18 protein-coding genes and 1 pseudogene are annotated in these 21,845 nt (G+C 62.3%); 12 read left to right on the top strand and 7 right to left on the bottom strand.

Annotated elements, in window-relative coordinates:
• The first annotated feature begins 32 nt into the window (after positions 1-32).
• The 7 genes from ACFULT_RS22940 (at position 33) to ACFULT_RS22910 (ending at position 7,856) form a co-directional block, all read left to right on the top strand.
• Positions 33-947: a substrate-binding domain-containing protein gene (locus ACFULT_RS22940; RefSeq protein ID WP_378482621.1), complete on the top strand. Its 915-nt coding sequence runs from the start codon at positions 33-35 to the stop codon at positions 945-947.
• Positions 948-971: 24 nt separating this feature from the next.
• Complete coding sequence (locus ACFULT_RS22935) at positions 972-2,462, top strand: sugar ABC transporter ATP-binding protein (RefSeq protein WP_378482620.1); 1,491 nt, start codon at positions 972-974, stop codon at positions 2,460-2,462.
• Positions 2,459-3,262: an SDR family oxidoreductase gene (locus ACFULT_RS22930; protein ID WP_378482619.1), complete on the top strand. Its 804-nt coding sequence runs from the start codon at positions 2,459-2,461 to the stop codon at positions 3,260-3,262. The genes ACFULT_RS22935 and ACFULT_RS22930 overlap by 4 nt, the downstream gene beginning before the upstream one ends.
• A gap of 55 nt (positions 3,263-3,317) precedes the next feature.
• Positions 3,318-4,238, top strand: coding sequence for a transketolase (locus ACFULT_RS22925; protein WP_378482618.1), 921 nt, complete (start codon positions 3,318-3,320; stop codon positions 4,236-4,238).
• Positions 4,235-5,203, top strand: a complete 969-nt coding sequence (locus ACFULT_RS22920) for a transketolase family protein (protein WP_378482617.1) — start codon at positions 4,235-4,237, stop codon at positions 5,201-5,203. The genes ACFULT_RS22925 and ACFULT_RS22920 overlap by 4 nt, the downstream gene beginning before the upstream one ends.
• On the top strand, positions 5,187-6,695 hold the full coding sequence (locus tag ACFULT_RS22915; protein WP_378482616.1) for an FGGY family carbohydrate kinase: 1,509 nt from the start codon (positions 5,187-5,189) through the stop codon (positions 6,693-6,695). The genes ACFULT_RS22920 and ACFULT_RS22915 overlap by 17 nt, the downstream gene beginning before the upstream one ends.
• Positions 6,696-6,827: 132 nt before the next feature.
• The gene (locus ACFULT_RS22910) at positions 6,828-7,856 is read left to right on the top strand and encodes a sugar-binding transcriptional regulator (protein ID WP_378482615.1); all 1,029 of its coding nucleotides are present in this window, start codon (positions 6,828-6,830) and stop codon (positions 7,854-7,856) included.
• On the opposite strand, the gene ribB is transcribed toward ACFULT_RS22910, so the two are convergent.
• The 4 genes from ribB to ACFULT_RS22890 form a co-directional block, all read right to left on the bottom strand.
• Positions 7,825-8,439: a 3,4-dihydroxy-2-butanone-4-phosphate synthase gene (gene ribB / locus ACFULT_RS22905; protein WP_378482614.1), complete on the bottom strand. Its 615-nt coding sequence runs from the start codon at positions 8,437-8,439 to the stop codon at positions 7,825-7,827. The genes ACFULT_RS22910 and ribB overlap by 32 nt on opposite strands.
• A gap of 739 nt (positions 8,440-9,178) precedes the next feature.
• Entirely contained in the window at positions 9,179-10,699 is a 1,521-nt protein-coding gene (locus ACFULT_RS22900) for an aldehyde dehydrogenase (RefSeq protein ID WP_378482613.1), read from the bottom strand.
• 45 nt (positions 10,700-10,744) lie between these two features.
• Positions 10,745-12,094 carry an MFS transporter gene (locus tag ACFULT_RS22895; protein ID WP_378482612.1) on the bottom strand — a complete coding sequence of 450 codons (1,350 nt, stop codon included), beginning with the start codon at positions 12,092-12,094 and terminating at the stop codon, positions 10,745-10,747.
• A 23-nt stretch (positions 12,095-12,117) separates the two neighbouring features.
• Entirely contained in the window at positions 12,118-13,524 is a 1,407-nt protein-coding gene (locus tag ACFULT_RS22890; RefSeq protein WP_378482611.1) for an FAD-binding protein, read from the bottom strand.
• Between the two features lie 155 nt (positions 13,525-13,679).
• Between ACFULT_RS22890 and ACFULT_RS22885 the strand changes: the two genes are divergently transcribed.
• The 4 genes from ACFULT_RS22885 to acnA are packed head-to-tail and all read left to right on the top strand — an operon-like array spanning position 13,680 to position 19,100.
• Entirely contained in the window at positions 13,680-14,456 is a 777-nt protein-coding gene (locus ACFULT_RS22885; protein ID WP_378482610.1) for an IclR family transcriptional regulator, read from the top strand.
• Positions 14,453-15,658: a CaiB/BaiF CoA transferase family protein gene (locus ACFULT_RS22880; protein ID WP_378482609.1), complete on the top strand. Its 1,206-nt coding sequence runs from the start codon at positions 14,453-14,455 to the stop codon at positions 15,656-15,658. The genes ACFULT_RS22885 and ACFULT_RS22880 overlap by 4 nt, the downstream gene beginning before the upstream one ends.
• Positions 15,655-16,515, top strand: a complete 861-nt coding sequence (locus tag ACFULT_RS22875; RefSeq protein WP_378482608.1) for a citryl-CoA lyase — start codon at positions 15,655-15,657, stop codon at positions 16,513-16,515. Before ACFULT_RS22880 ends, ACFULT_RS22875 begins: the two co-directional genes overlap by 4 nt.
• Entirely contained in the window at positions 16,515-19,100 is a 2,586-nt protein-coding gene (gene acnA, locus ACFULT_RS22870) for an aconitate hydratase AcnA (RefSeq protein WP_378482607.1), read from the top strand. The genes ACFULT_RS22875 and acnA overlap by 1 nt, the downstream gene beginning before the upstream one ends.
• Before the next feature lie 142 nt (positions 19,101-19,242).
• Here acnA and ACFULT_RS22865 read toward each other — a convergent pair.
• The 3 genes and pseudogenes from ACFULT_RS22865 to ACFULT_RS22855 form a co-directional block, all read right to left on the bottom strand.
• Positions 19,243-19,529 (bottom strand): annotated as a pseudogene (locus tag ACFULT_RS22865) (IS1380 family transposase); the annotation flags it as partial.
• Positions 19,530-19,683: 154 nt separating this feature from the next.
• On the bottom strand, positions 19,684-19,875 hold the full coding sequence (locus ACFULT_RS22860; RefSeq protein WP_378482606.1) for a hypothetical protein: 192 nt from the start codon (positions 19,873-19,875) through the stop codon (positions 19,684-19,686).
• A gap of 442 nt (positions 19,876-20,317) precedes the next feature.
• Complete coding sequence (locus tag ACFULT_RS22855) at positions 20,318-20,929, bottom strand: TetR family transcriptional regulator (protein WP_378482605.1); 612 nt, start codon at positions 20,927-20,929, stop codon at positions 20,318-20,320.
• Positions 20,930-21,026: 97 nt separating this feature from the next.
• Between ACFULT_RS22855 and ACFULT_RS22850 the strand changes: the two genes are divergently transcribed.
• Positions 21,027-21,845, top strand: a complete 819-nt coding sequence (locus ACFULT_RS22850) for an SDR family oxidoreductase (protein ID WP_378482675.1) — start codon at positions 21,027-21,029, stop codon at positions 21,843-21,845.

The raw sequence follows: 21,845 nt of genomic DNA, 5'->3' as shown, positions 1-21,845 counted from the left end.
GCAAGGCAGCTCGCGCCCTAGCGTTGATCATCGTGGTACTCGCGATGCTCTTCACAAGCGGGTGCCGGACGCTGATCAATAACAACGAGGACGGTCGTCCGACCATTGGACTTGCGGTTGCCAACCAGCAGGCAGATTTCTTCAACCTCATTCGGCAAGCAGTGCAGAAGGCAGGCGAAGAACAGGGCTTTCGCGTTGTCGTCGCAGATGCGAAGGGTGACGGAGACACTCAAGTAAGCCAGATTCAAAACTTCATTACCCAAGAAGTCGATGCCATCATCTATATCCCTGCAGGAGCCACAGCGGCTACAGTCCCCGTTCGCGATGCGAACAAGGCGGGAATTCCGATCGTGGCGGTAGATCGCAACCCAGCAGGGGCACCTGCCGACTCCTTCATAGCAACGGACAGTATTGCAGCGGCAAGGGAATTGGGTGAGTACGTCATCAAGTTGACCGGTGGCGAAGGCAGCGTCGGCGTCATCCAAGGTCAGATCGGAACCACGCCGGAGCAAGCTCGCGACCAGGGATTCACAGAAGCGCTCTCCACCGCGCCGGGCTTGCGCGAGGTCGCGCGACAAGCGTCGCAGCAATGGTCGCAGAGTGAGGGGTTCGACATCACCACCGACATGTTGCAAGCCCACCCCGAGATCACTGTGCTTTTCGGCCGGGCCGACGGTCTTGCCCTCGGCGCAGCGTCCGCCGCTAGAGGGTCGAATCGACCCGACATCAAAGTGGTCGGATTCGACGGCGACATCGCAGGTCTGCAGGCCGTCGTGGACGGCGATCTCGCCGCGACCATCACCCAACCGACATTCAAAATCGGCGGTCTCGCGGTGGACACCGTCGCCGCCCTGCTAGCCGGCCAGCAAGTTCCCGCCGAGCAGCTGCAGGAGGGCGTGCTCACTACCCAGGACAATGCAGCGCAGTTCCTCGTCGAGCATCCCTGAATCTCGAACATCAACGGAGACAACATGACAAAGCACGCAGGATCGACACTGGTCGTCAGTGCGATCTCCAAGCATTACCCTGGGACTGTCGCACTCGACGCCGTCGATCTCACTGTCGAGCCTGGTCAGGTCGTGGCACTACTCGGAGAAAACGGCGCGGGAAAGTCGACACTTTCGTCCATCATCGCCGGATCGAACCTTCCGACCTCGGGCACCATGACATGGGCAGGAAAGCCATACGCACCCAATTCCCCCGGCGAAGCGATTGCAGTCGGTATCGGAATGATCCACCAAGAGATGCGCCTGCTTCCCGACCTGACCGTCGCTGAGAACGTGATGGTCGGCCGGTGGCCCATGCGCGGCGGTCGAGTGTCTCAGGCGGAAATGGCAAGCGAGGCTAAACGGCACCTCGATCGCCTTGGTTTCGCCGGTAAGATGACCCAGCTCGTCCGCGACCTCAGCGTCGCCGGACAGCAACAAGTCGAGATAGCGAAAGCACTCGCGTTGAACGCGCGACTGTTGATCCTCGACGAGCCGACCGCAGCGCTCGGACAGGACGAGACCGACGCACTGTTCGCCACGGTCGCCGCCCTACGCGATGAGGGTGTCTCGTTCATCTATGTCAGCCACCGCCTCTCGGAAATCGCTCGGATTGCCGACCGGATCGTCGTACTACGGGACGGGTCCAAGATCAACGAACACACCAATGGCCAAGTCCCCCCTGCGGAACTCGTCCGCGAGATGGTCGGCCGTCCTGTAGATCGCCTGTTCCCTGCCATCGAAGCACCGGCACCCTCAGCACAGATCGTCCTCTCCGTCCGCAAATTGTCCTCTCCTACCGATCGCTTCGAAGATGTCAGCTTCGACGTACGCGCCGGCGAGATCTTCGGGATCGCGGGCATCGTGGGCGCAGGGCGCACCGAGGTTGTGCGCGCAATTGCCGGAGCCGACCCTCACACGGGCACCGTCTCGGTGAACGGGAAGCAATTACGTCACGGGCTGCGTCATGCAATCGAAGCCGGAATCGTGTTGGTGCCCGAGGACCGCAAACAACAAGGGTTGATCGTGGGGGAATCCATCCAGGACAACATTGCGCTTCCTAATCTCGACTCGCTTACACAACAGGGATGGGTCGCCCCGAGCAGGGTCAAGACCCTGGGCACCAGTGTGTCAAAACGTCTCGGCATCAAAGGCAAGCCCGGAAGCCAGGTGTCGTCATTGTCCGGCGGCAACCAGCAAAAGGTTGTGCTCGGAAAATGGTTAGAGCGCAATCCGCGTGTAGTCATACTCGACGAGCCAACCCGCGGTATCGATGTTGGGGCACGTTCGGCAATCTACGAATTGATTGCCGAACTGACGAAGGCGGGAACCGCGGTGGTTGTGGTCAGCTCCGATCTCGAGGAAATTCTAGGATTGTCGCACCGCGTCATGGTGCTAGCCAGAGGTCGTTCCCAAGGACTTCTCGAGGGCGAGAAGTTGACCGCCCCGTCCGTAATCGAATTGGCCACGGTATGAGTTCGTCGAAACACGCGCCGAGCGTGACGCGTAAATACAGCAACGGATTCGACCTTTCCGGTCGCGTCGCGTTGATCACCGGAGGTGCCAGCGGAATCGGGCAGGCCATCGCCTTTGCAGTTGCAGAGCACGGAGCCGATGTCGCCATCGTCGACTTGCCGAATGCAGACGCAGGTGCCACGCTCGACGGTCTGACCGAGTACGGCGTCAGAGCAATCTTCATCGGTGCCAGCGTCGAGTCTGCAACAGACATGCAGCGTGCGGTCGAACGTACTGAAAGCGAACTGGGACCGTTGACCTTAGCTGTCAACGCCGCAGGTATAGCGAACGCTGCCCCGGCTGAGGATATGCCGATCGACCAGTGGAACAGGCTGTACTCGGTCGACGTCGCAGGGGTGTTTCTCAGCTGCCAAGCCGAGGCAAAGGCAATGCTACGAAATGGTTCCGGATCCATCGTCAACATCGCCTCGATGTCCGGCACCATCGTCAACCGAGGATTGCAGCAATGCCACTACAACAGCGCAAAGGCCGCGGTGAAGCACCTGTCCGCCTCGATGGCTATGGAGTGGGCGCAACGTGGAATCCGAGTCAATGCGTTGAGTCCCGGTTACACCGCGACGCCGATGAACACTCGACCTGAAATGGTCGACAGCATGGCTGTATTCGCGGCGGAGACACCTATGGCACGTATTGCAGACCCGGCGGAGATGGGCGGTCCTGCCGTGTTCTTGCTTTCGGATGCCGCCAGTTTCGTTACAGGTATCGACTTGCTGGTCGACGGAGGTTTTTGCGCTCAATAAAGATCCAAAAAACATACTCGCGAGAAAATACCCATCACATAGAGAGACAGAGACAGTGATTACGCAAACACCAGCACAAAGCACCCAAATGTCACGCTTGGCCCCAGACCAGGTTGCAGCACAGAAGTATCTCAACGCCATGTCCTCCCATCGCGGAATGGGGACAGACCAACTGGCACCGCTCCTTGCTGACGTCGCTACAGCCATCCGACGTGACATCATCACGACAATTCAGGGTGCTGGCCTCGGCCACATCGGCGGCGATCTTTCGGTAACTGATATCTTGGTCGCTGCGTACTGGGGAGTTATGTCGGTGAACCCACTAGAACCGACCTCACCCGATCGCGACCGTTTTGTGTTGAGCAAAGGGCACTGCGCCACAGCGTTGTACTCAACCCTCGCCTCTGCCGGCTTCTTTCCGCGAGAGGAACTGAGGACCTTCGCCAAGCCGCTTTCGGCGCTCAACGGACACCCCAACCGAGTCAAGGTCCCCGGGGTCGAAACCAACACCGGTCCACTTGGACACGGATTTCCGGTCGCCGTTGGAGCTGCATTGGGAGCACGACTGAGTGGCCGAGAATATCGCACCATCGTTGTCATGGGTGACGGTGAGATGCAGGAGGGGAGCAATTGGGAAGCCGCAATGACGGCCTCCCACTACGAGCTGTCCTCTTTGACCGCCATCGTCGATCGAAACCGGTTGCAGCAGGGCGCTCGCACCGAAGACACGAGCACCCTGGAGCCACTTCATGATAAGTGGAGCAGTTTCGGGTTCGAGACCCGTCGAATCGACGGGCACGACTACTCAGCCCTTCTCGAGGCGCTCGGCCCTTCAACATCGGGAAAGCCGGTGGCAATCGTGGCAGACACCATCAAAGGAAAAGGCATTTCGTTCATCGAAGATCGCGTCGAATGGCACCACAAGGTTCCCACCGACGACCAGGTAAAAGCTGCACTTGAGGAGTTGTCCGCATGACCATCACCGTGACCACCGACGCCCCCACCTTCGACTGCCGAGTCGATTTCGCTGAAGAACTGGCAGCGATGGCTCGTGAGGACGACCGCATTGTCGCTGTCTGCAACGACTCCGTCGGGTCGAGCAATCTGACTAAATTCCGGGACGAGTTTCCGGACCGCTTGATCAACGTCGGAATTGCTGAGCAGGATTTGGTCGGTGTCGGCGCAGGGCTGGCCAATGCCGGTCTGATTCCTTTCGTGTGCGCCGCTGGCCCGTTTTTGACCGGGCGGGCCACGGAACAAATCAAGGCCGACGTCGCCTACAGCCAACAGCACGTCGTGTTGTGCGGTCAGAGCCCAGGCATGGCCTACGGCGAACTCGGGCCAACGCACCATTCCATCGAGGATCTGTCGTGGATGCGTGCGATTGCCGGCCTTCCTGTCGTGGTTCCGGCAGACGGCGCTCAGACCCGCTTAGCAGTCCGCTGGGCCGCACAACTCGGAACAGGCTCCTACCTACGAATTCCGCGGTTCAAGGTTCCCTCTGTTAGTGCTCCCGCAGACGAATTCGAGTTCGGCAAGGCCGTCATCGCTCGGGCCGGAACCGACGTGACCATAGTCGCGATCGGTACGATGGTCTCCCGCGCCCTATGGGCTGCCGATATTCTGGCTAAGGACGGAGTGTCCGTTCGTGTATTGAATATGGCATTCGTCGAGCCACTCGACCGCGATGCTGTCACGTTGGCAGCACGAGAGACCGGCGGTATCGTGACCGTCGAGGAAGCCACGATCAGCGGCGGGCTAGGTGCCGCTGTTGCATCCCATGTAGCCGAGACCAATCCTTGCCGGATGCGAATTCTCGGTGTACCAGGACAATTCGCACCCACAGGAGATGCTTCCTTCCTTCTCGACCATTTCGGACTGAATGCCGACGGGATTGTCACCGCAGTACGCGAGGTGCTCCGCGATGGCCGCGCCCAGTAGCGCGCTCATCCTGTCGATCGACCAGGGCACCAGTTCCACCAAGGCCATGCTTGTCGACAGCGCGGGTACCGTATTCCGCACCACCAGCGTGTCACTCAGCCAGGTGCACCCGCGCCCAGGCTGGGTGGAGCAGAGTGCGCTCGAAGTTTGGGCCAGTGTTCAGCAGTGTGTGCGGGATTGCGTCACCTACGAGGTGAAAGACTTGGTCGTTGGTGTTGCGTTGAGTGTCCAGCGTGAGTCGGTCGTGCTCTGGGACACCAACACTGGTGACTGCATCGGTCCGATCCTTAGCTGGCAGGACCAGCGCACTGCCGAAGCGGCAAACACGCTGGACAGCGAAGGACACGCAGGCTACATTTTTTCTGTCAGCGGCCTTCCTCTCGACCCTATGTTCTCGGCGTTGAAGGCAGCATGGCTGCTCGACGAGTACGACCCTCTAAGGGTCCGATCAGGCTCGGGGCGTTGGCGCGTCGGCACCATCGATGCATGGCTGCTTTCGCGATTCGGCGGTGATCCGGTCACAGAGGTAGGCAACGCTTCACGCACGCAGCTGCTCGATATCGGGACAGGCACTTGGGATCCGAAGCTGCTGGAGATCTTCCGTGTCCCAGAGCGTGGACTGCCTCAGGTGGTCTCCTCGACGGGTCCGTTTCCGGCGATCCGGAATTTGGCCCCGTTGCCCGACGGGCTTCCGGTACTTGCCGTGCTCGCGGACTCCCATGCCGCATTGTTCGCTCAGGCCGGCTGGCGCCCGGGGATCGTCAAGGCCACGTACGGGACGGGGTCCTCGGTGATGGCGCTGGGCCCACGAACAGATAGTTCCAGTGGTGTCTGCTCGACCATCGCCTGGGACTTCGGATCCGAGGGCGCAGCTCATGCACTCGAGGCTAATATCCGTTCGACCGGCCGAACGCTGTCGTGGTTAGCGGACTTGTTCGACGCCGACATCGACGAGTTGTGGAGCGAGGCAGCGACATCTACGAGTGACGGCGTGGTCTTGGTCCCTGCATTCGGAGGGCTCGGTGCACCAAACTGGGACCGAGAAGCCTCGCCTATTGTGGCGGGGATGTCACTCGGGACACGCCGTTCGCAAATCTCTCGCGCAGCGGTGGAAGCTATTGCTTTCCAAATCGACGATGTCGTCTCGGCGTTTCAGGCCGTTGCCGGACCTCTGCAGCATCTCGCGTGCGATGGGGGGATGACGAAGTCGCTGGAGCTGATGCAGCTGCAAGCCGACGTCAGTGGCCTACCGGTGCAGGTCTCGCCAACGGCGAACCTGTCTGCGCTGGGTGCAGCACATCTCGCAGGCGTGCGTGCTGGCTGGTGGACGCTCACCGACCTCGAAGTCGGACTGCCCGCGTCTGCAGACGCGAGAGAAGTTCGCCCACGTATCGCGGCCGCCGATCGCGCGATGCGGCGACAGTCATGGGCTGCCGCAGTCGCGCGGTCCCGCACCCGCTTGTTCGACCACACTGCCGATCTGACGGCATGACCTACCCGGTACCGCGATGAGCGCTACTCGCGGTACCGGGTTGACCACGGCGACGGGAATCCATTGACGTGACGGCCTACGCTGTTGGATGACCGCCCGGTCACTCACCTCACCCTGGGAGGAGGCACCCACGTGACATTGCCGCCGCCGCGCAAGATCAGGCGTCTGCCTCACGACGAGCAGTCTCGACTTATGGTCAAAATCGCCCGTATGTACCATGAACGAGGCCTCAAACAAGCCGAAATTGCGCATGAACTGCACATAACTCAGGCACGAGTGTCCAGGCTTCTCCGACGAGCGGTACAGAGTGGCGTGGTCAGCACTGTTGTCGTCTCACCTCCCGGTGTTCACACTGAACTTGAGGAGAAGTTGGAGAACCGCTTCGGCTTAGCCGAGGCGGTTGTTGTCGACACGATGAGCTCCGATGAACGCGACGTTGCCCAGAACCTGGGTGCCGCGGCCGCTGGCTATCTGGAATCGACGCTGCTGGGCAACGAAGTTGTGGGAATTTCGTCGTGGAGCGCAAATTTGCTGGCCACGGCAACATTCATGCGATCGGCGAGCAATCCGGTGGTTACCGATGTCGTTCAACTCGTTGGCGGGGTCGGCGACCCCCGAGTTCAGGTAGAGGCCAATCGACTGTTAACAACGTTCGCACATGCCACGGGCGCGACACCGATCTTTCTTCCCGCACCTGGCCTGCTTGGAAGCGCTGCAGCTCAGCGCTCCTTGATGTCGGATCCCGCCGTGGAAAACGTCAGTAAGCGGTGGTCTGAACTGACTACTGCGCTGGTCGGTATTGGCGCATTGGAGCCCTCCCCGCTGTTGGCCAGTAGCGGCAACGGAATCGCGGTTGAGGATCAGAAGACACTGCGCGCTTTGGGTGCAGTGGGCGACATTTGTCTTCGATTCTTCGACAAAGACGGTGTGCTCGTCGCACCGGAGATGGACGAGCGAGTGATCGGAATCCGACCCGATCAACTGCTGGCAGTGCCCCGTCGCATTGCTGTGGCGGGAGGCACCCGCAAGCTGGGTGCACTGCGCGGAGTACTGCTCGGCGGCTGGGTTACTGTGCTGATCACTGACCTCGCCGCCGCTCAGGAGCTGTGCAACGACACACAGGCGCGCGTCATCGAAGGTGTGCGATCAGCTGCTCGATAGTGATAACTGGTACTCCGTCACGAGCACCGAGTTCGAGAAGTCCTGGCAATCGCATCATGTCTCCGTCATCGGTGACAATCTCGCAGATCGCGGCTACCGGATGCAGGCCGGCAAGCTGCAACAATTCGACAGCCGCCTCGGTGTGTCCGGCACGCTCGCGCACCCCACCGGGTACGGCTCGCAGGGGCACCACATGACCGGGTCTGGTCAGCTGTTCCGCCGTTGAAGTCGGGTCCGCGAGCACTCGTAAAGTGTGAGCTCGATCGGTAGCACTGATGCCCGTCCCCTCGCTGTCTGCGGCGTCCACGGTCACTGTGTACGCGGTGCCGCGCGGGTCCTCGGTGCGCTCCACCATGGGCGGCAAATTCAAGCGGTCGGCGATTTCACCTGCCATCGGTGCGCAGATGAACCCGGACGAATTCCTCACAATCCATGCGATCCAACGGCGCGTGGCAAACTCGGCCGCGAGTATGATGTCGCCTTCGTTCTCCCGATTCTCGTCGTCAGCAACGATCACCGGCTCGCCTCGACGCAGCGCGTCAAGCGCGTCCGAAATCGTCGACAGGCCGTTCTCCGTCTTCATTGCCTCACCTCTGTAGTCAACTGGTCCGCCATACTTTACCTATGGCAGCGGGCCGCCTTGACCACGAGCACTGATGACAACCGTCCAGCCGGGCACGCATTTTGCTCGTGATGGGTCCACGGTGGAGTCCACCCAGATCCGGTGAGCCTGTTGATCGTCGCTTGCCTAGACACCCTGGCGTCGGAATGGCCAGGAAACGATCCATACCCATCCGTGCCGCCTTCGGCTACGCACAACACCGAAAGGACCGCCCCTGAAAAACCGGAAACATCAACACGGGGTGGGGACTTTCACCTGGCCACCAGCGGGGACTTCAACTTGGCCATCGACACGCCGCCTGAGTACGTTGCCTTGCTCCTCGGACAGTCCAGCGGCTTCGCAGGTGAACGTGCATGACGTCGACGGAAAGTCTGGACCGTTCCGACAACTCGGAGAGATACTGCACGTTCTTGCTTGCTGACCTGACTACTACACGGCGCAGCAGCCTGCTCACGGGAGGCGAACCGTTCGGCCTATTCGTCGTGTGTACGTCCATCCGGGGTTGCTCGCGGGACACCCAGCCTCGGCGTGCTTTCACCTTCATGTCGACCTAGCCGCTTGGACCTGTCCAGGCAGGAGTTGCATCTCCAAGATATATCGTTGTTGTCAGTGTGACTAACGGAAGCCCCACATGCACCACAAGGCATCTCGTATTGACGGGCACACCAACTTGCAAATTGTCTTCAGAAGGCAGGCTCTGTCAAGCCCGTGGGTTGAAGGGATCCGTGATGGTGTTTCCGGTGTCGATCCAGACGGTTTTGATTTCGCTGTACTCGTCGATGGCGTGGGCTCCGTTCTCGCGTCCGATGCCGCTTTCTTTGAATCCTCCGAACGGCGCGACGTAGTTGGTTTTGCGGTAGTTGTTGACCCATACTGTGCCGGCTCTCAACCTTCTCACCATTCGGTGGGCGCGTCCGACGTCACTAGTCCAAACCCCTGCTGCGAGACCGAAGGTCGTGTCGTTTGCAATACGAACTGCATCGTCTTCGTCGGTGAACTTGATGACCACTGCGAGGGGGCCGAAGACTTCCTCTTGGGCGATGCGCATGTCGTTGGTGACGTGTGTGAAGATCGTTGGCCGCACGAAGAGGCCGTCGCTGAGTGCCGGATCGGACGGACGTGATCCACCGGCTGCGAGGTGGGCTCCGTCCTGGTGTGCGACATCGATGTAGTGCAACACCTTGTCGTACTGGGTACGGCAGGCGACTGTGCCCATCTCGGTGTCGGCGTCGAGTGGGTTTCCAAGCTTGATTCGTTCGGTTCTCTCCACCAGTGCGTCGGTGAACGTGTCGTAGATGTCCTCTTGGACCAGGACCCGCGAACCTGCCATGCATGTCTGTCCGGTTGCAGCGAAGACACCGGCGATCACACCGTTGACGGCATTGGGCAGGTCTGCGTCGGGGAAGATGATGTTGGGAGATTTGCCTCCGAGTTCGAGTGAGACGCGCGCCAGGCGCTCGGCTGCGCCGATGGCAATCTTCTTGCCGACGGCGGTGGAACCGGTGAACGCGATCTTGTCGACATTGGGGTTGGCGGTGAGCGCCGCGCCTACTGTTCCGGCACCGGTGACGACGTTGATGACGCCGTGCGGGAAGCCGGCCTGTTGTGCAATTCTGGCGAGGGCCAGTGTGGAGACCGGGGTGATTTCGGACGGTTTGATCACAATGGTGTTGCCTGCGGCCAGGGCGGGACACAGTTTCCACAGCAGCAGCGCCAGTGGGCTGTTCCAGGGGGTGATCGCGGCGACGACACCGATGGGTTCGCGGACGGTGTAGACCTGCATGTTGGGCACGCTGCTCGCCAAGGTCTCCCCGGTCGGGCTTTCGGCGACGCCTGCGAAGAAGTAACAGTGGTTGGCCAGAGCCAACGTCTGCCCGGCCACCTCGCGGATGAGCTTGCCGTTCTCAAGCACTTGGATGCGGGCCAGTTCGTCGGCATTTTCGCGGATGAGGTCGCCGAATTTACGCAGCAGAGCTGCTCGTGACATCGGGCTCGACTGTGACCACCCGTTGTCGAATGCGCGGCGGGCTGCAGACACAGCGTTGTCGACGTCCGACGTGGCGGCCGCCGGAACGCTGGCCCAGGGTCGTGAGTCGAAGGGGTTGATCGACTCGAAGGTGGCCTTGTCGGAGGATTCGCGCCACACGCCGTCGATCAGCATGAGGTATTGCTCGACGTTGCCTCGTGCCTCCGGTGTGGCGCTCGGCTCGGTGGTGGTCATATCTTTCGGTCCTTCCGTATCGATGTTCTTGTTGCGCTGTGCGCTTCAGGCTGGGGTGGAGGAGAGCCGCTCGTGGTCGGTGCCGCCGCCGTCCGACGTGAGCCCACGCCCGGTTGTCATTGGTATCACCCGAATTGCGACGACCGAGATGAGTGCGGCGACGATGATCATCAGCGACAGCGGCCACCATGTGCCGCCGCCTCCACCGACAATGGCTTCGGCAATGAACGGAGTGGGCGCGCTGAAGGCGAGCCCGCCCAGTGCGTTGCTCAGTGCGGTGCCGCTGTAGCGCACCTTGGTGTCGAATTGGTCGGCGATCAGGCTCGAGACCACGGAGTAAGTGGTGGCGTGTGCACCAATCATCATGATCACCACGACGATGCAGGTCAGCACGAGCTGGTCCCCACGGAGCAACCAGAAGAAGGGGAATGCTGCTGCGATCGTGAACAGTGCCCCGGTCAGGAACACCTTGTGTGCACCAATCTTGTCGCTCAACGCTGCCATGAACGGTAAAGCAGCCAGGTCCACGGCTGCGGCGATCATGATGATCAGCAGAGCGGTGCTGCGCTGCAGTCCGAGCGACGACGTGGCGTAGCTGAGGAAATAGACGGAGATCATGTAGAAGACGACGTTGACCGACGCCTGCAGTCCTATACCGATGAACAGGCTCTTCTTCGCGCGGGCAAAAACATCGCGGATCGGGAGGCGAGCTGTTTCGCCTGCAGTCTTGAGCTCTTGGAACTGTGAGGATTCGGCGACACCCAGGCGGATGACGAGCCCGACGATCACAAGGACGAAGCCGGCGAGGAACGGGATGCGCCAACCCCAGCTGAGCATTTGCTCGTCGGGGAGGGTTGCCACAGCGGACATGACGGCGGTGGCAAGAATGAGCCCGAGAGGGCTGCCCATCTGCGGGGCGCAGCCGTAGAGCCGTACCTTGGCCGGCGGCGCGTGCTCGACGGACATCAGAACTGCGCCGCCCCATTCGCCTCCCACAGCCAGGCCCTGGAACATGCGAAGCACGATGAGCAGGATGGGAGCCCAGATTCCGATCGAATCGTAGGTTGGTAGTGCTCCGATGAGGCCGGTTGCTGTGCCCATGATGCCGAGCGTGGCGATGAGAGTTGTTTTGCGGCCCAGCCTGTCTCCGAAGTGGCCGAAGATCGCTGCGCCCAGGGGGCGGGCGACGAACGCGACACCGAGCGTCGCGAACGATGCCAGTCGGCCTGTGTGTTCGTCGACGCCGGGGAAGAACAGATCCCCAAATACCAGTGCGGCCGCGAGGCCGTAGATGAAGAACTCGTACCACTCGATGGTGGTTCCGACCAGGCTGGCGATTGCCGCCCTACGCGGGGTGTTCTTCGCGCCCGGGCGTGCCGGTGAGTTGTTGACCATGATTCCTCTTGAGGTTGGGCGCGCTAGTGCGCGGATGCAGACGTGATGGGGTTCGACAGGCGCTGGGCGGCGAAGCGTCCCGCTTCGCGCCCGAAAGCGAGGGCGCGCAGCACCGAGGTCGCTCCCGGGTATTTGTGGTGGTAGATGCCGGCCACTTCGCCGACTGCATACAGTCCGTCCATGGGCTGACCGTCTGCTCGCAGAACTTGGGCCTTGGCGTTGGTTTTGAGGCCACCGAAGGTGAAGGTGATCGCGCAGGTGACCGGCCATGCGACGAACGGCGGTTCGTCGAGCGGGCGGGCCCAGTTCGACTTGGGCGGTTCGAGGCCCTCGGTGGCGATTCCGTCGAGAACGGTGACGTCGAGCGGGCCGGGAGTTGCGGCCGCGTTGTACGCATCGACCGTCGCTGCCAGTTGCTCGGGATCGATGTCGAGTCGACGAGCCAAGGCATCGAGCGTGGGTGCGGTTTCCGGTTCCCTGTCGGTGAGGACCGCCCGAGCGATGCTGTGGCGCATCAGTTTCTGGTCGGCAATGACGTAGGCGAACTGGTCGGCGTCCCGCCAGATCTTGTAGGCCACAGCCTCGAAGGTGTTGTCGGGGGTATCCGAACCTTCGTCGACGAACCGCTTCGCGTGGTGATCGACCAGGATTCCGTAGGGGTACACCATCACCAACGCCTCGGCGGCGCGTGTCCTGGCATCGACCGGTTCTCCGTGGAATCGGTCGAACTGACCGTCCACGTCGGCGCCGGCTCGCACACCCATCTCGATACCTTCACCCTGGTTGGAGCGTCCGCCCGGGGCGATGGGTGAGAGCTCGTGTCCTCGATCGCCGAGGTGGCGATTGAGCAGATCGGCGCTTCCCTCGAAACCGCCCGACGCCAGAACGACCGTGCGTGCGAATATCTTTCGTGAACGGCCCTGATCGTCGCTGGTGTCGATCCCGATGACGGTTCCCTCGGAATCGAGGATCAGATCCTGCGCGGTCACCCCGTATTCGATGACTCCACCGAGCTCTTCGATCCGCGCCGACAACGTTTCGACGATCGCTGCACCACCGCCGGCGGGCATGAGCCGGGGCCCCTTCGACGTCAGGAAGTAGGTGATGTCGGATTTGGTTGCTACACCGTTGTGGCCGAGCCATTCGATGGTCGGGCGCGCGAGCTGGGCGAGACGTTCGATGATGGCGGTGTCGGTCTTGCCCTTGCTCAGCTCGGTCATGCGATCGGTGAAGTCCGGTGCGGGGTTCCCTTCCTCGTCGAGGCGGAAGAACGATCCGGTCCACACTGTGTTTCCGCCCCGTTTGGCTTTCGTCGTGCGCTCGAGCACGACGACGCGGCCACCGGGTGCGGACTGCAGGAACTGCAGGGCGGTGGCGAGTCCGCCTGCACCGCAGCCGACGACGACGAGGTCCAGTTTTTCCTCACTCACGAGGGTCCTTCTTTCTGCGATTCGACTGCCGTGCGGTCTCGAGGGACCTGCGATCAGCTCTGTGTTCCGTGTCACCGAAATCAGAACACGATTCTCACGTAGAGTCAACCGCTCTACGGTTTACACGAACCACAGAATGGTTTACGGTGAGTGGCATGGCTAACACAGAGACTGCGTCGAACCGCGCGGACGGCGGCGTGCGAAGCATCGCCCGCGCCGTCGAAGTGCTCGAACTCTTCGACGTCGACCATCCGCTGCGCACCCTCCGTGAAGTGGTGGAGTCGACCGGACTACCGAAAACGACCGTGGTACGCCAGCTCGCCACCCTGGCCTCACTCGGTCTGATAGTCGAGCGCGCGGACTCCACGTTCGCACTCGGTGCCGGGTTTCTCAGATGGGTCACCCTCGCCGAATCACTGTGGGAGGTCGGTGACGACGCACGATCGGTGATGTCTCGCCTGGTCGCGACCTGTGGTGAGACAGTGAATGTCTATGTGCGCCAGGACATGAACCGCGTTTCCATCGCGCAGGTCGAAGGAACGACCACCGTGCGCAGCGTCGTAGAAGTCGGCGTCCCGTACGCGCTCGCCACCGGTGCCGCCGCGAAAATCCTGCTCACCGGAGCCCCGGACCACGTCATCGCACGCCTGACGGAGAACATGACGGAGACCGACCGCGACCTGCTCCGTAGCGAGATCGCAGACATTGGGGAGGCCGGCTACTCGATTACGCACGGAGAACGCGAGTTCGGTGCATCCGCAGTGGCCGCCCCGATCTTCTCCCCCGAGGGGCGAGTGGTCGCCGCACTGTCCGCGAGCGGGCCCACCTCACGTTTCACAGCCGACCGCGTGGGCCACTACGTCGATGCAGTAACCTCGGCCGCCGCTGAGATCACCCGCGTCGGCCTGGGCAGTGTGGAGGCATTCCTGTGACTGCTGACCTGCTCGAAGGCGTTCGAGTACTCGACCTGACCAATGTTCTGGCGGGACCGTTCGCGGGCTATCAGTTGGCACTGATGGGTGCCGATGTGATCAAGATCGAGACCCCACACACCGGCGATCTTGCACGCCAGCTCGGTGCCAGCCCCGATCTGAGTGCCGAGAACTTCGGAGTGTCGTTTCTTGCTCAGAATTCGCAAAAACGCTCTGTCACAGTCAACCTCAAGTCCGAAGGTGGCAAAGAAGTCTTCACCAAGCTCGTCGAAAGCGCCGATGTTCTGGTCGAGAACTTTCGACCCGGTGTACTCGACAGACTGGGCTTTTCCTGGGAGAACCTCAAAGCCATCAACCCACGCCTTGTCTATTGCGCGGTCTCCGGCTTCGGATCGACCGGCCCGATGCACCGCAGGCCCGCCTACGACCAAGTGATTCAAGGACTGTCGGGGATCATGAGCATCACCGGTACACCCGCGACAGCTCCACTGCGAGTGGGATATCCGGTGTGTGACAGCTTCGGTGGCTTCGCGGCTGCATTTGCGATCGCCTCGGCGCTGCTGCGCCAGCACAAGACCGGTGAAGGCGCATTCCTGGACACATCCATGCTCGACGCCGCCATGACGTCGATGGGATGGGCAGTGGCCGACCACCTCGTCACCGGCCGGATACCGGCCCCGATGGGCAACGAGAACGTCACCTCCGCACCCTCGGGCACCTTCCGCACAGGCGACGGTGCGCTGAACATCGCAGCGAACAAACAGGAACAGTACGAAGAGCTGTGCCGTGTGCTCGACCGGCAGGATTTGATCGACGACCCTCGGTTCGTCACCCGAGAGGACCGCAAACGCAACCGCGAACTGCTCCGCGACGAACTCGAGATCTCCCTCAAAGCCAAGAGCGCAGCCGAGTGGGACGAAGTTCTGCTCGACTCCGGTGTTCCGGCCGCCCCCGTCGTGTCGGTGCCCGTAGCTCTCGAATCAGAGCAGATCACACACCGGGGCCTTGTCGCCGAGGTGCCGTCGCCCGCGTCCGCCGGCGGCTCGGTTCGGGTGCTGGGATCGCCCACCCACGTGGACGGTGCGCCGGTGTCCCCCGAGACGCCTCCCCCGGCCCTCGGCCAACACAACGCCGAAATTCTCACCGAACTGGGCTACGGACCCGACGCTATCGCCCGCCTCCACCGAGAGAACGCACTGTGAGCATCGCACGCGAAGACGCCCTCGACCGAACGTCGAGCCGTGACGTCACCGATTGGTGGTCCACCGCCATCTCCGACATCGAGCCAGGATCGATCCGATTCCGCGGGTTCGCGATCGAGCAGTTGATCGGCACCGTGTCCTTTCCACAGATGATCTGGCTCATGCTTCGCGGCGAATTGCCCTCCCCCGCGCACGCCTCGCTGCTGGAAAAGGCTCTCGTCGCCGCGGTCGACCACGGACCACAAGCACCGTCGATCGCCGCTGCACGAATGGCGGCGACCTGCGGCGTCGGCCTGCACGGTGCCATGTCCACCGGGGTTGGGCTGCTCGGTGACGTACACGGCGGTGCCGGCCAACAATGCATGGCACTGCTCGAACACATCCGCGCACGCTCCTCGGACACACCTGTCGTCGATGCCGTTGCCGAGGTTGTCGGGGACCATCGATCCCGGCGGGCGTACATTCCCGGATTCGGCCACCGGTTCCACGCTCACGATCCACGCCGCGACCCCCTACTCGGAGCCGTCCGCGCCCAGGTGGAGGCCGGCACCGTCGAGGGTGCATATCTCGAGATCGCCGAAGAGCTCGAACGCCAGATCTCGATCGGTCGCTCCGCGCCGGTCCCGATGAACGTCGATGGTGCAACCGCGGTCATCTACGCCGAACTCGGCTTCGCTGCCGAACTCGGGCGGGGCCTGTTCATTTTGTCGAGATCGGTTGGCATACTTGCCCACTCGTGGGAAGAGATCGAACAGGGCCGCCGGATCAAAGGCCCGATTCCGCCTCCGCTACTTCCGACGTACACCGGTACCGCACCCCGAGACGTCGCCAACACCGTCCCCGTGAGCGAAGCGTGATGACAGATTCGTTCGACTCCCTCCGGTCACTACCCGGTACCACGGACACTCACTTCTTCGACCTGACCGCTGCCGAGAAAAATGGTGCGGGAGAACTGCATTCACTTCCCTTCTCGAGCCGTGTGCTGGTCGAGAACGTGCTCAGGAACGAGAACGGTTCATCGGTCACGTCCGCTCATGTTCGGGCACTCGCCGATCGGCAGCATCGAACGTCCATTCCGTTCGCTCCCGAACGGGTCCTTCTTCAGGATGCCTCGGGTATTCCCGTCCTCGCCGACATGGTCACGCTGCGGCAGCGTGCACTCGAGACCGGTCTCGACATCACGGCCGTGACACCGTCGAAGAGGATGGACCTCGTCGTCGATCACGCACTCGAACTCGATGTCGCCGGCACCCCCGACGCCGAATCGACCAACCTCCGCCTCGAATACCAGCGCCACGGCGGGCGCTATCGTTTCCTGAGGTGGGCACAGACACGATTTCCCACCCTGCGGGTCGTTCCGCCCGGTATCGGGATCTGCCACCAACTCAACCTCGAGGTCTTCGCCGACGTCGTCTCCGTCGGTACCGTCGGTCGACGAGAGCTGGCCAGGTTCGACTCGGTCGTCGGAACCGACAGCCACACAACGATGATCAACGCCCTGTCCGTAACCGGCTGGGGTGTCGGCGGGATCGAAGCAACTGCTGCAGCCCTCGGTCAGCCGATCCTGATACCGGTTCCCGAGGTCGTAGGCATCAGGTTGACGGGCGCACTGCGACCGGGTGTCATGGCATTCGACGTCGCCTTGACACTGGCTGCGCTCCTTCGCGAGCACGGTGTCGTCGAACGCATCGTCGAATTTCATGGTCCCGGACTTCGGACACTGTCGGTCCCCGACCGGGCCACGATCGCGAACATGGCACCCGAGTACGGAGCCACGATGGCGTACTTTCCTGCCGACGACCGCACCCTGTCCTACCTGACGAGCACAGGTCGCCCGGCGCACGTCGTCGAACGGGCTCGCACCTACCTGCGCGCGCAAGGCATGCTCCATACCGGCACGGAGCCGGACCCGATCTACGACGAGAACCTGACGGTGGATCTGTCGACGGTCACACAGACGATATCGGGGCCGTCGCGGCCGCATCAAACCTTCGCGCCACAATCGTTGCCGGACAGTAAGCCTCGTCCAGCCACCTCGAACGAACCGCGCACAGAGCTGCAGGACGGCGACATCGTCATCGCGGCGATCACCAGCTGCACCAACACCTCCAACCCCAAAGCAATGGTGGCCGCGGGTCTCCTCGCCCGAAATGCAGTCCAGCGCGGACTGACCCGAGCCGCATGGACCAAAACATCACTGACGCCGGGCTCGCGGCGCACGGCGACGCTCCTGCAGCGGTCCGGTCTACAGCCCTATCTGGACGAACTCGGCTTCGAGATCGCCGGCTTCGGCTGCGGGACTTGTATGGGAAACTCCGGACCACTCGACGAACCGATTGCCGATCAGATCCGGCAACGCTCACTGTCGGTCGCCGCGGTCCTGTCCGGCAACCGCAACTTTCCCGGACGCATCCACCCGGACGTGACCTCGTCATACCTAGCCTCTCCCCCGATGGTCGTCGCCATGGCCATCTCCGGCCGTTCGCACTTCGAGGTCACCGACTATCCCATTGCCCACGATCGCCATGGAGTGCCGGTCTTTCTGCACGAACTATGGCCATCGAACAACGAGATAGACGCGCTCGTCGATGCAGAAGATCGACAACCGTTGCGCGACAACGACACCGTGCTGTCCACTCCCGATTGGGCTTCGCTGCCGCACCCGGATGGGGAGGACTACGACTGGGACGACGAGAACGGCATGATTCGTCGTCCACCCTTCGCAGACCCGGAGCTGACAACGCCGCTGCGAGTCGGAGACATCCACGGGGCGCGCCCGCTTCTCATTCTCGGTGACGGAATCACGACCGATCACATATCGCCGGTCTCCCGGATACTTCCCGATTCGCCGTCGGGCCGGTGGCTCGACGCGCACGGCGTCCCATCCCGCGATTTCGGGTCGTACAGTGCGAGACGGCTCAATCACGACGTGATGGTGCGCGGCGGCTTCGCCAACCCCCGACTCGAGAACACTCTCGCACCCGACCACCCCGGGCCGTGGACCTCGATCATGCCCGAGCGGGCTCTGGCCTCGGTCTACGACGCGGCTGCGGAATACGGCCGACGAGCGGTACCCATGGTCGTCGTGGGCGGCCACTCCTATGGAGCGGGCTCTGCCCGCGACTGGGCCGCGAAAGCGACTCGACTACTTGGCATCCAGGCTGTGATCGCGCGCAGCTTCGAGCGCATCCACCGTACGAATCTCGTCGCCATGGGCGTACTCCCGATCGAATGTCCCTCACTCGATCCCCTGACGCTCGACGGTACCGAGGAAATCGACGTCCTCGGTCTCGGCCACACCACCGACCCCCTTGCCCAGGTGCACATCGAGATTCGCCGCGCCGAGTCGGTGAAGGCGTTCTCTGCAACCGTGCGGGTTGACACCGACGTCGAACTGCAATGGATGGACAATGGTGGCCTGATGGGCCACCTGCTTACCTAAGCCTCGATCCGTGGAATGAGGAGGTAGATGTCGATCGTTGACCGATGATCCGTCTGTGGTGCTCGGGGCGTGCGTGAGCTGCTGGTTTGCCCAGCGTTTCCACGACTATTGGTCCTCGGGTCGATGTGGTGGTTTGATCAAGTCACGCGAGTTCGGGTGGACTGTATCCGATGATGTTGCGCCACACTGAAGCCATGCACCGAGCCGCGGCCATCGTCGTGGGAGGTGCAGCGTCGGAGTGCGTTGGGGCCGCACGAAGCAAGCGGGAATATTGACGATCTTACGGCGCAAGGTCGCATCGCGAGTCTCTGCGAACGTGCCGCTAGCGGCTGTCGCGGACGCCCGCAGAAGGTCGTGGGCGATCGCTGCGCACAGCACCCACGCGGAGTTCGCTCCGAACGGTCCCGACGGCACGTGCGCCAGAGGTCCAGCGCCCACTCGTAAGGTACCCGCGCCGCACACTCGCAACCGCCGTCACCGCCATGGCTAGCGACGCTAGCCCCGCACCCGACACACCCCGGGCCCGCCCACTGCGGTGATGCACCGAGAATCTGCTGCCTCACCCGGCGGACGCCGCCCGAGGTCAGAGCATCGCCAGCTGCGCCGGTCCGAGCCACGGTGGACGCCGACGCGGCGCTCTAGAGCGAGGCGCGCGGGATGAGGCGGGTGCGACGGGATCGGACACCCCCGCGCCCGCGGCGATCATCGCCCGTACCGCAGCGCGGCTCTCCGCCCGCATCGCGCGGGTCGGAGTCTGAGGTGTCGAGCCGGGCACGACAGAGCGCCTAACCCGGCATGGGAGTGCCCATCAGCGAGTCGGTGAGACGGTCCAGCAGCACGACGAGGCGATCCTGCGGCAGCTGCACCACCTCATCGAGAGCAGTGTCGGACACCGCGGGCACCGGACGGCCTGCTGATGAGCGTGTGCCGCCATGGGCGCCAACGTATTCCGGTCGTCGCTGGTCAAGCTTGGCATACCACCATGATCGTGTCGGCAGATGACATCGACCGTCGTCCGGCCCCGATGGGGCTGAATCGCCCTCGTTCGCCCACATGCTGTTGCTCAGCCGGGACCGGAAATCGACCACCGCAACACCGAGGTGGTCAAACCCTGTCCGAAGCGGATTGGTCGAGCACCATTACCTGTCGTCGTCTCGTCGTCTCGTCGTCTCGTCGTCTCGTCGTCTCGTCGTCTCGTCGTGACGAGCTAACGCGGATTATCTGTCCCGCCGCACTTCGAACGCGGCCATTGCCTCGTCCAGGTACTCACCGAAAGTCATGGTGCGATCCGACATGAGATACGACGTGCGTGCTGCCTGTATGCACGCAAAAGCTGCGCCGACAATCGCCGCGGGCTGTGGATCTGCCGGCAGCTTTTCCCCAGGCAGGCGATCCGCTACCCGGCTGATCAGCAATTCCTGAACGCGTTGCATCTTTTCCAGGTATCGAGCGGTGAGCTGCGGCGTACCGCTGACGATCGCCTCCATGGCATCATTGCGCGCCCGCTGGCGTTCGTCCTCGACGTAGTCGAGCGTGATATCGAAGACCCGTCTCAACGACTCCCACACCGGCTCGTCAGTCGGGCGTGCGTCCAAGGCGTCGGCCATCCGGTCTGCGAACAGGTCGTACTTTCCGATGACGAGGTCGTCTTTCGACGAAAAGTACCGAAAGAACGTGCGCTTGGACATCCCTGCCGCAGCAGCAATCTGATCCACGGTGGTGTCCTCGTACCCCTGCGCAAGAAACAGATCCTGCGCCACCGACGTCAACTCGGTCTGCGCGATCCTACGCGTGCGCTCCCGAATCGGAACAGGTTCATTCTTTGCCATGGTCTCATCCTACCTCCGAGGTGCGAGCTTGACACGCGGTGTCACTAAAGGCATAGAGTGTTCATCACGCGTCACAGTGGCGCACACGACAAGGAGCATCATGAGCAAAGTCTGGTTTGTCACCGGCGCATCCAGAGGCTTCGGCCGCGAATTCGTCATCGCCGCGCTTGAGCGCGGCGACCGGGTTGCCGCCACTGCCCGCAACACAGACACCCTGTCCGATCTGGTCGACACGTACGGCGAGGCAGTTCTCCCGCTGCGACTCGATGTGACCGATCGCGATGAGGTATTCGCGGCCGTCGCGGCCGCGCACGAGAACTTCGGCGCGCTGGACGTGGTCGTCAACAATGCCGGATACGGCCTGTTCGGTACGGTCGAGGAAATCACCGAACAGCAACTGCGCGACCAGTTCGAGACGAACCTGTTCGGGGTGTTCCATGTGACGCAAGCCGTGCTTCCCATTCTGCGCGAGCAGGGTTCGGGTCACATCGTCCAGATCTCGACCATCGGCGGAGTGGCCGCGTTCCCCACCCTCGGCGGGTACCACGCCTCCAAGTGGGCCCTGGAGGGGTTGACCGAATCGCTCGCGCAGGAGGTCGCCGGGTTCGGCATCCAGGTCACCATCATCGAGCCCGGCGGATTCGACACCGACTGGAAGACCACCTCCGCCACCGTCGCCGACGCCCTCCCCCCCTACACATCCGTTCACGTCGCCATGACCCAGATGGCAGCGGCCCCCAGTCCCAAGCCCGTAGGATTCGGATCCGCCATCCTTGAGATCGTCGACGCCGAGAAGCCGCCGTTGCGAGTCTTCTTCGGCGAACAGCCCACACAGATGATTCCGCACCTCTACCAACAGCGCCTCGATGAATGGGCAGCCTGGGCGCCGGTCTCACTAAAAGCCGAAGGCAAGTGA

The sequence above is a fragment of the Rhodococcus sp. NPDC057297 genome (assembly GCF_042667435.1).
GTDB lineage: Bacteria > Actinomycetota > Actinomycetes > Mycobacteriales > Mycobacteriaceae > Rhodococcoides.
Note: the sequence above shows the minus strand (reverse complement) of the source record. Positions and strands in the feature narration are given on the sequence as shown.